The 8,842-nt window shown below is 33.0% G+C and carries 10 protein-coding genes; 3 read left to right on the forward strand and 7 right to left on the reverse strand.

Annotation, left to right across the window (positions count from 1 at the left end):
- Positions 1 to 11: 11 nt before the first annotated feature.
- The 7 genes from fliI to flgB are packed head-to-tail and all read right to left on the reverse strand — an operon-like array spanning position 12 to position 5,903.
- On the reverse strand, positions 12 to 1,355 hold the full coding sequence (fliI, locus tag LB941_RS02705) for a flagellar protein export ATPase FliI (RefSeq protein WP_253359262.1): 1,344 nt from the start codon (positions 1,353 to 1,355) through the stop codon (positions 12 to 14).
- Entirely contained in the window at positions 1,352 to 2,107 is a 756-nt protein-coding gene (locus tag LB941_RS02710; protein WP_253359266.1) for a FliH/SctL family protein, read from the reverse strand. Before LB941_RS02710 ends, fliI begins: the two co-directional genes overlap by 4 nt.
- On the reverse strand, positions 2,094 to 3,095 hold the full coding sequence (fliG, locus tag LB941_RS02715) for a flagellar motor switch protein FliG (RefSeq protein ID WP_253359268.1): 1,002 nt from the start codon (positions 3,093 to 3,095) through the stop codon (positions 2,094 to 2,096). The genes LB941_RS02710 and fliG overlap by 14 nt, the downstream gene beginning before the upstream one ends.
- Positions 3,096 to 3,110: 15 nt before the next feature.
- Positions 3,111 to 4,712: a flagellar basal-body MS-ring/collar protein FliF gene (gene fliF, locus LB941_RS02720; RefSeq protein WP_253359269.1), complete on the reverse strand. Its 1,602-nt coding sequence runs from the start codon at positions 4,710 to 4,712 to the stop codon at positions 3,111 to 3,113.
- A gap of 27 nt (positions 4,713 to 4,739) precedes the next feature.
- The gene (fliE, locus tag LB941_RS02725) at positions 4,740 to 5,057 is read right to left on the reverse strand and encodes a flagellar hook-basal body complex protein FliE (protein WP_253359270.1); all 318 of its coding nucleotides are present in this window, start codon (positions 5,055 to 5,057) and stop codon (positions 4,740 to 4,742) included.
- A 15-nt stretch (positions 5,058 to 5,072) separates the two neighbouring features.
- The gene (flgC, locus tag LB941_RS02730) at positions 5,073 to 5,504 is read right to left on the reverse strand and encodes a flagellar basal body rod protein FlgC (RefSeq protein ID WP_253359271.1); all 432 of its coding nucleotides are present in this window, start codon (positions 5,502 to 5,504) and stop codon (positions 5,073 to 5,075) included.
- A 24-nt stretch (positions 5,505 to 5,528) separates the two neighbouring features.
- Positions 5,529 to 5,903: a flagellar basal body rod protein FlgB gene (gene flgB, locus LB941_RS02735; protein WP_253359273.1), complete on the reverse strand. Its 375-nt coding sequence runs from the start codon at positions 5,901 to 5,903 to the stop codon at positions 5,529 to 5,531.
- A gap of 401 nt (positions 5,904 to 6,304) precedes the next feature.
- Here flgB and LB941_RS02740 point away from each other — a divergent pair, with 401 nt between their 5' ends.
- The 3 genes from LB941_RS02740 (at position 6,305) to LB941_RS02750 (ending at position 8,738) form a co-directional block, all read left to right on the forward strand.
- A complete protein-coding gene (locus tag LB941_RS02740) occupies positions 6,305 to 7,486 on the forward strand; it encodes a coiled-coil domain-containing protein (RefSeq protein WP_253359275.1) in 1,182 nt (393 codons plus the stop codon).
- Positions 7,487 to 7,566: 80 nt separating this feature from the next.
- On the forward strand, positions 7,567 to 8,172 hold the full coding sequence (locus LB941_RS02745; protein WP_253359277.1) for a LysM peptidoglycan-binding domain-containing protein: 606 nt from the start codon (positions 7,567 to 7,569) through the stop codon (positions 8,170 to 8,172).
- A 245-nt stretch (positions 8,173 to 8,417) separates the two neighbouring features.
- On the forward strand, positions 8,418 to 8,738 hold the full coding sequence (locus tag LB941_RS02750; protein WP_253359279.1) for a hypothetical protein: 321 nt from the start codon (positions 8,418 to 8,420) through the stop codon (positions 8,736 to 8,738).
- Positions 8,739 to 8,842 lie beyond the last annotated feature (104 nt).

Below are 8,842 nucleotides of genomic sequence, written 5' to 3' on the forward strand. Positions count from 1 at the left end.
TCCCCTTATCACTATCTTCTTTCATTAATAACAGAGCTTTCATTAAAAAGATTATGCAGTTTGCTGATTGTATCTTCGAACAACGAATATTCAGTAACTTGTTGCTTTAAAAAAGCCTCTATTGGATGATGCACTTTGATAGCATAATCTGTTATTGCATTAGAACCTTTTTTATATGCACCAATATCAACTAAATCTTTTGCCTCATCATATGCTGACAAGTTCTCTCTCAAAGAACTAGCGTCTTTATATTGTTCTGGCGTAATCAATTGTTTCATTAAGCGACTTAAACTATTTAGAACATCAATTGCTGGATAATGATTCTTTGAAGCTATCTTACGTGATAAAATAATGTGTCCATCTAAAATTCCACGAACAGCATCCGCAATTGGTTCATTCATATCATCACCATCAACTAAAACAGTATAAAAAGCTGTAATAGAGCCTTTATCAGACATTCCGCTACGTTCTAATAATTTAGGTAATTCTGCAAATACAGATGGTGTATACCCTTTTGTCGTAGGCGGTTCTCCAATTGACAACCCTATTTCTCGTTGCGCCATTGCAAAACGTGTAATAGAATCCATCATTAATACAACTTTCTTGCCTTGATCTCGAAAATATTCAGCTATTGCAGTTGCCGTATGAGCACCCTTTAAACGAACCAAAGGTGGCATATCTGATGTTGCACAAACAACAACAGATTTTTTATAACCTTCACCTAAATCTTTTTCAATGAATTCCCTTACTTCACGTCCACGTTCTCCGATTAAACCAACAACTACCACATCTGCTTGACAATATTTTGCAATCATTCCTAAAAGAGTGCTTTTTCCAACTCCACTTCCTGCAAAAATACCAATTCGTTGTCCTTCTCCAACCGTTAACATACCATCTATCGCTCTAATACCTGTACTCATAATTCTTTCAATTGGCTGACGCTTAAATGGATTAGGAGAAATCTGCATTACTGGATAGTCAACCTCTTTATCAAAATCCATGTGTTCTGAGTCAAACGGTCTGCCTAACCCGTCTAGTGTATGTCCTAGTAATTCATCGCCAACGCTAACCTGTAGTGTTTTACCAGTTTGTTTAACAATGCACCCCGGGCCTATTCCTTCAAGATCATCAAGCGGCATCAATAACACTGTATTTTTAACAAAGCCAACAACTTCAGTTAAAGCTACTCGCCCATCTTTTTCAACAAGAACTTCACATATTTCACCAACAAAAACTTTTAAACCAGATGCTTTTATAATTAGACCTACAACTTCAGATACTTTTCCATATTTTGAATAAAATTGATGATTTTGCGCAATTTCTAAGTTCTGGTTTAACGGTACTGAAAAACTCATTTCACATCACCAACAGTTTCATTTAAAAACTTTTTTAATTCTTCAGTTAAATTAGCTGTAACAACTGCATCTTCTGACTCTATTTTTATCTGTGCATTTCCCATTGAATTGTCATCTAAAACTGCAAACCTGATATTACTATTCTTTTTCATTTTTTCTAATCGTTCTGTCAAAACCATGTGATAACGATTGTGTGCTCGAATAATTATGACTTGATCTGGTTTTTCTAAATTAAATAAAACAGGTTCAATCAAGTTTAGAATTGTTTGTGGTTCTATTTCTAGTTTTTTATTAATCAGTATTTCCGCCATTTTCACACCATACGTTATTACATCATTTTTCTTTTCTTTCACGTACTCATTAATTTCTTGATTTACTTGCTTAATATTAGTTCTTGTTTGATCAATTAAGTTATCCGCAATTTTTTTCCCTTCGGTTAATCCATCTTCATAACCTGCAGTATATCCAGCCTCCTTTCCTGTTTTAAACCCTTGCTCATATGCGCTTTTTTTTATTTTTTCAGCTTGTAATGTGGCGTCATTGATTATTTGATTCTTTAATTTTTCAAGTTTTTCTTGTCCTTCTTGTGATTGGCGCATTAACTCTCTTTCTTCAGCTGAAAGATTAACGTTAAGGAAAATATCCTCTGATTTTTTTGAGATTTTCTTGGGAGGTAAAACAGTAATAATTTTTTTATCTTTTGTTATCGGCATTACTTTTTTTTGCTTTACTACATTACTAGACAACTGCATCTTCTTCACCTCTTCCAATATATATCTCACCAGCTTCATCTAACTTACGAATAACTGCAACTATTTGTTGCTGTGCCTCTTCTACTGCAGATAAACGAGTTGGTCCCATAAATTCCAATTCTTCTTTCAGATTATCAACTGCACGGTTTGACAGATTTTCATAAATAAAGTTTTTAATATCATCATTAGCACCTTTCAATGACAATGCAAGAACATCGTTTGAAACATCTCGTAAAACTTTTTGAACATCTGTTTTCTCCAAACTAATAATATCTTCAAAGGTGAATAGACTAGCTTTTACTTCGCCAGCTAATGTAGGCTGTTTCTTTTCCAAATCACTTAAAATTGCCTTTTCTGTATTCCGACTAGCAGAATTCAAAATGTCAACTAAAGTATGTACACCACCGACTTTTTCTGAGTCATTTTCTATTAAAGTTGAGAATTTAGATTCCATAACCTTCTCAATTCGTCGAATTATTTTAGGGGATGTACTAGAGATTGTACCTATTCTCTCAGCAACGTCAACTTGTAATTCTTTGGGAAGCTCTGATAATACTTGTGCTGCTTTATCTGGCTGAATGTAACATAGAACTAACGCAATGGTTTGCGGATGCTCATCTAAGAGCAAATTCACTAACTGTTGTTCATCTGCTTTTCGTGCAATGTTAAAGGGACGTTCTCGATACTGAATTTGAGTTAATAAATCGATAACATCTTTCGCCTTTTGTGGCCCTAATGCTTGCTTTAAAACACCTTTAGCATAATCAATTCCTCCATCAAGAACATATTGCCGGGCTTGAGCTGTGTTAACAAAATCGTCTAAAACCTTTGTTTTTTCTTCTGGTCTCACTACATCAGTGTTTGCAATTTCATAACTAACCTTTTGAATGAGATCGTTAGGAAGAAGTTTCATAACTTTTGATGACGTTTCAGTTCCTAAAGAAATCATCAAGATGGCAGCTTTTTTAAATCCACTAAGTTTTGCCATTAGTTGCCTCCTTTTTTATCGTCCACTGTCATCTTTATCATCTTTCATCCATGCTTTAACTAATTCAGCAGCAATTTCTGGATGTTCTTGCGCATATTCACGGGCTTTAGTATCACGATCTAATTGTTTTTTTACTTCTGGAGCAATTTTAGGTTCTGTTGAAACAGATTCATCTTTTGCTGTTTCCTCGTTCGAAGCCTCAATATTATCATCTGCGACATCAACATCATAATCATCATCATAATATTCATCTTCAGCTTGTCTTCTTCTACGAATTATTACAAAAGCAGTAATCCCACTTAGTAACAATAATGCCCCTATACCAATTCCTACGTATAACCATGGGAAGGAATTCTTTTTAGTTGCTTTTTTCTTAGTAGTTTTTGTTTTAGTTGTTGCCTTTTTTAATGATAACCCTTGAACTACAATGGAATCACCACGTCCTGAATCATATCCAATTGCGGCAGCAACAGCTTTTTTAATATACCGTCGATTCTTTTTTGATAGCTTATCATTAACTAAAATTGATGTTGTTAGTCTTTTAACTGTTCCAGGTGCCTGAATCGTTTTTGTAACACTCGTGTTAAGTTCATTATTGACGGTATGGCTATAACTAGCTGAAGAAGCACCGCTTGAACTGCTATCGTTTGTCACAGTTGCAACATTGCTTGCTTCATCTGCGGTTTCAGCAGATGAAACGGTTGCAGCTGTACCACCAGCTGAGGTTTCTTCACTTCTTACTTGCGGATCACTGTAAGTAGTTGTTTTGTTTTGAACAGCATCAAAATCTAAAGTTGAATTAACCGATACTGTAAAACCGATATTCCCCATTGAAGACTTGAGTAACGCCTTAATTTTTGCCTGTAATTGTTGATCATATTTATTTTGCATTTGTATGTATTTAGATGATGTCCCGCTTGTTGAAGAAGTGCTTGAACTACTTCCTGAATTCAAAACATTCCCATCACTATCAACAACTTTAACATTATTAGCTGTTAGACCTGATACTGCTCCAGTAGTTAAAGATACAATTCCGCGAACTGCTTGTGAAGAAATATAGCCATTTTTCAATGTTAACGTGATTGATGCTTTAGATTTGCTACTTGAACTGGACGAACTATCTGAGAAGACACTACTACTACTGGACATTACTAGAATTACTTTTGCAGTTTTGACAGCACTTAACGATTGAATAGCATTTTGTAACTCACCTTGCAATGCTCTTTGATAGAGAATTTTTCGATCTTCATCAGTTGTCATAACACTTGTACTATCAAATAAGTCAAAACCTTTTGAAGTACTAGGAAGCTCATCATTAACAGCTAAATCAATTCGTTCTTGATCAACTTTGTTTTTATCTATCATAATAGTTGTTCCATCATCAGCTAATTTATATGCAATATTATTTTTTTCTAATTCTTCAGTAACTGTCCCTGCATCTGCTTCACTCAAATCTGAAAACAAAACTCCGTATTCAATCCGTGTTTCTAGATAATATACGACCCCACCAATTGCGAGCATACTAACTACACCTAAAACAATCGCTATTTTAACCAGTCGATTTAGATTTTGCCAGCGATTCTTAAGATTATTCAGCATACTTCCTACTCTATCCACTAAATTTCCCTCCAAAAAGACTACTAATTAAAATTGCATATCTTTTATATCATCATATGCAGATACTATTTTGTCTCTAACTTGTACAGCAGTTTCAAGATTCAACTGTGCCTCAGTCATATTAACCATTACCTGACTTAAATCATCAGTTTTTCCAGTAATTAAATTATTAGTACTTGTATTCATTGTAGACATTGAGTCATTGAGACTAGATAATGCGTCACTCATATAATCACTAAAACTTTTACCACTACTATTTGAAGATGAAGTAGTGTTCAATCCTAATGAATTCCCCAGAGATGTCTGATAATTTGCTAAACTACTATCTATTCCAGAAACATCCATTTTCACTATTCCTCCTTAACTTTTTGAAATTTCTAAAGCCTTACTTAAAATGGTTTTATTTGCTTCTTCAGAAGAAGTATTTGCTTCATACGTACGCATTGCTTGAATCATATTTACCATTTCATCTGAAAGATTGACATTAGATTCTTCAACGTATCCATTTGAATCTGCCGCCTCATTAGTTGGATCATATTTTAAATTTTTTTCAGTATCTTCATCTATCCCTAACACCTTCACTCCAGATGATTGTGTTCCGCCAAAATTTGAATCATCTCCCGAAACACTCTTTACATTTTCTGAAAAAACAACCGATTTGGCATGATATGCTGAGGTTGTAGTTGTTTGATCAGTATTCAGATTGGCGATATTTGATGAAATAGTATCTAACTTTAATCTTTCTAAGGCTAACCCACTAGCATTTATCTGTAATCCATTAAATACACTCATATGTAACTTCTCCTTATCTCTAAACTAGTTATTCAAAACGTAATTTCTCATTGATAAACGCCCACTTATTTGTTTTTCTAATGCCTCATAGTACAGTGTGTTTGTCGACTGATTAACCATTTCGCTTTCTAAATCTACACTATTCCCATTTTCCTTAACGGATCCAGTATCTGAAGTTGTTACATACGCGCCATCTTCAGAGCTGCTTCCGCTTAAATGATTTTTATGCGTTTTCTCTAACGTTAAATTTGAAGTCGCATCAGATAATTCACTTTCAAAAACAACTTTTTTAGCCTTATAGTTAGCAGTATTTACGTTAGCGATATTACTAGATATTACACTAGCTCTTTCTGATGATACACTTAACGCTTGATTGATAAGATTATAGGTATCTACCATATAGAACAACCTCCCTTTTGACTTTTTTAAACAAAACTATACTAAATGATTACAATTACTTTACAAAATTATAATATCTTTATACTTTTGTATTATAAACAGAAATAATGGGTTTTACAATAATTAAATCGCTCAAAAAAAAATTTTTTTAAGGGATTACAACGTTTATTTTTTATTTTTTCTGATTTAGGCGTTTTCTATTTGTTATTTTTATCTGTTCATTTAATTGCTTTATATACCATTCATCTTTTAAATTCAATAAACTTTTTGATGTATATTGTATGTCTTTTAGTATTTTAATTAATTAATATTCTTAAACAAATATTAATTAATTATCTTGCTTTTTTGGGCTAAAACGTTTTATTATTTAATTATTCTTTATTAGGAGAGTCGATTTTATAATGAAAAGCAAAGTCCTAACACTACTTCTTTGTTCAGTATTCTTTTTCATAAATACAAATATAAATGTATCTGCCGCAAATACTTATACTTCAAATATTCAATCTAGCATACAAATTACATATGAAAATGCACTAAAGAAAAGACAAAGCTTAGTGCAAAGAAAGACACAGATTCAAAGAAATGTTTCATCTACCCAAATAATTATTTCACAGTTACAGACAGATTTAAAAAACATTGCAACCAATGAATTCATCGGACCTACTTATCCCAGTTCAGAATTACAACAACTATATCAAAACTACTTTTACTTACATCAACAATTAACAGATACACAAAATAAACTTTCTGAATTAACAACTCAACAAAACTTAGTAACAACGCAAAAATTACAATTACAAGAAAACTTAAGTAATACGAGTCAAAATATTGCCTCACTTAACCAAACAATTTCTTCTTATAACAGCGAGATGGATACAACCAATATTTCTTTGCACAATATTACTACTCAGCTAACTAACTTAAGCACAAATGCTCCTAATTATGCTCAACTCACCCTGCAATTGCAACAACTAGTAACTCAAAAAAATGTCCTTGAACAAAAAATATTGTCTGCTCAGTCAAACTTAAAGCAGTTGCAGCTAAACACACAAAACACTAGTGATTCGTTACTTAAATTAGAACAACAATTTACCGAATTAGATTCTAACCTTGTAACACAAAAAAATTTAGTTGCAAAGCTAGATCAAGAATTCAATCAAGCTAAACAAACTTATATCGCTAAACTTAATTATTATCTTGCTATTGAAAATAACAGCTTGTCTGAATTACAAACTGTTCTAAACCAATTAACTGAACAACAACTTCAATTAACATTTCAAATAAGCTCTTTAGAACAGAATTTGCATAAGTCAAATAAATCAGCTTCATTATCTAAAAGTCTTGATTCAGATACATCGGTCGCAGTTACATCTCTTGCAGCCTCAACAAACAAAGCAACAACATCATCTACTACATCTACAAAAAAACAAGTAATTACTAATAATTCTTCTGAAACAGTAAAAAATAAAGAAAATAAAATTCAAGTTGCTACATCCCATAAATCAAATTTTTTGTTACAATTATTAGCAGTCGCCTTTGTCATTGGAGGCGCAGCATTCTTTTATAAATCAAAAAATAGCTAAATGCTAATTCTTATAATCACCACTTTTATTTTGACAAATAAAGAGATACAATTATTACTGCAAAGAAAAAGGAGGAGCTTATGTCAATTACACCAATTGATGAATCTACCATAACAGGGTTATTTGATTATACAAATTCAACCACCAAAACGCCTTCCAGTGAAGCCAGTAACTTTGCTGAATCGTTACGTACCGCAGCAACAGGTCAATCAATTCCTAGCCAAATTACTGTTAAATCAGGCGATACGCTTAGCCAAATAGCAGTAAATTATGGTTTGAAGACCTCTGATATTGCTACAGAAAATAATATTAGTAATTCTAATTTAATTTATCCAAATCAAGTAATTAACCTTACAAAAGCATCCACTAACAGCCAAACTACGCCAACGAATACTGCAAGTACTAATGATATCTCAACTAGTTCGACTGTCAGTACTAACTCGAATACAACAGATGAAAGTGATGCTGAAAATTCAGCTCGAACTTGGATTGCAGCACACGAATCTAGTGGAAGTTATACAGCTACAAATGGCAAGTATTACGGCAAATATCAACTTGATATCAGTTATTTAAAAGGTGATCTATCAGCTGCTAATCAAGAGCGTACTGCGAATACATACGTTACAAATCGCTATGGTAGTTGGGTAAAAGCTAAGGAGCATTGGCTTAAATATAATTGGTATTAAGGTTCCATTGATTAAATCTTATATAATAAAAGAGGCTGTGACATAAGTCTCTCGATTAAAAACTGGGCTGTGAAAATCTTCGGATTTTCGTAGCCCAGTTTTTTGATGTATTTGATATAATAGAAAATAAAAAAGAGCACCGGTCTCGACCCCCATGCTCTCTGAAATTATCCCTGAAAGGACATTCCAATATGCAAGATTATTATAACATAAATCAAACTACCAGGAGGGTGTACTTTAGGAAAATGACAGACATAATTTATATAGTCAAAGATACTGACGAAAGCGAAGAATTAGACACCTTTGAGTTTTTAATTGAGAACAAGGCTATGCTTGGAAAGCACAATGCCGATAGAAGCCTTAAACTTTTTCATGTAAATAGCACTGGAAAAGTTTATCCTAAAAATAAAAAAATACAAGCTTTCATCGACGACATTGGCTTAAAAAGTTTACCGATTGCATTAACATTAAAAAGAAACTCTTTATATACCGCAAATGAACTGTCTTCCTTGTTCGAGGGTTTGGATATTCAAATCCCTAAAGATGATAATATTGCTAAAGATTAGAAAAAAGAGGCTGTGACATGATATGCTCTGCTGGGCTCCCCGTCAAGTGAACAATGAAATATAATAAAATTATTTTGACGACTGTCTGCCGAAATTCGGTAGAC

Source organism: Ligilactobacillus ubinensis (assembly GCF_024160875.1).
GTDB lineage: Bacteria > Bacillota > Bacilli > Lactobacillales > Lactobacillaceae > Ligilactobacillus > Ligilactobacillus ubinensis.

What these genes read in the sequence shown, in the direction of transcription:
- LB941_RS02740 (WP_253359275.1), top strand. Translation starts at nt 6,305, where the DNA reads ATGAAAAGCAAAGTCCTAACACTACTTCTTTGTTCAGTATTCTTTTTC.
- LB941_RS02745 (WP_253359277.1), top strand. Translation starts at nt 7,567, where the DNA reads ATGTCAATTACACCAATTGATGAATCTACCATAACAGGGTTATTTGAT.
- fliE (WP_253359270.1), bottom strand. Translation starts at nt 5,057, where the DNA reads ATGGATGTTTCTGGAATAGATAGTAGTTTAGCAAATTATCAGACATCT.
- fliI (WP_253359262.1), bottom strand. Translation starts at nt 1,355, where the DNA reads ATGAGTTTTTCAGTACCGTTAAACCAGAACTTAGAAATTGCGCAAAAT.
- LB941_RS02710 (WP_253359266.1), bottom strand. Translation starts at nt 2,107, where the DNA reads ATGCAGTTGTCTAGTAATGTAGTAAAGCAAAAAAAAGTAATGCCGATA.
- fliG (WP_253359268.1), bottom strand. Translation starts at nt 3,095, where the DNA reads ATGGCAAAACTTAGTGGATTTAAAAAAGCTGCCATCTTGATGATTTCT.
- flgB (WP_253359273.1), bottom strand. Translation starts at nt 5,903, where the DNA reads ATGGTAGATACCTATAATCTTATCAATCAAGCGTTAAGTGTATCATCA.
- LB941_RS02750 (WP_253359279.1), top strand. Translation starts at nt 8,418, where the DNA reads ATGACAGACATAATTTATATAGTCAAAGATACTGACGAAAGCGAAGAA.
- flgC (WP_253359271.1), bottom strand. Translation starts at nt 5,504, where the DNA reads ATGAGTGTATTTAATGGATTACAGATAAATGCTAGTGGGTTAGCCTTA.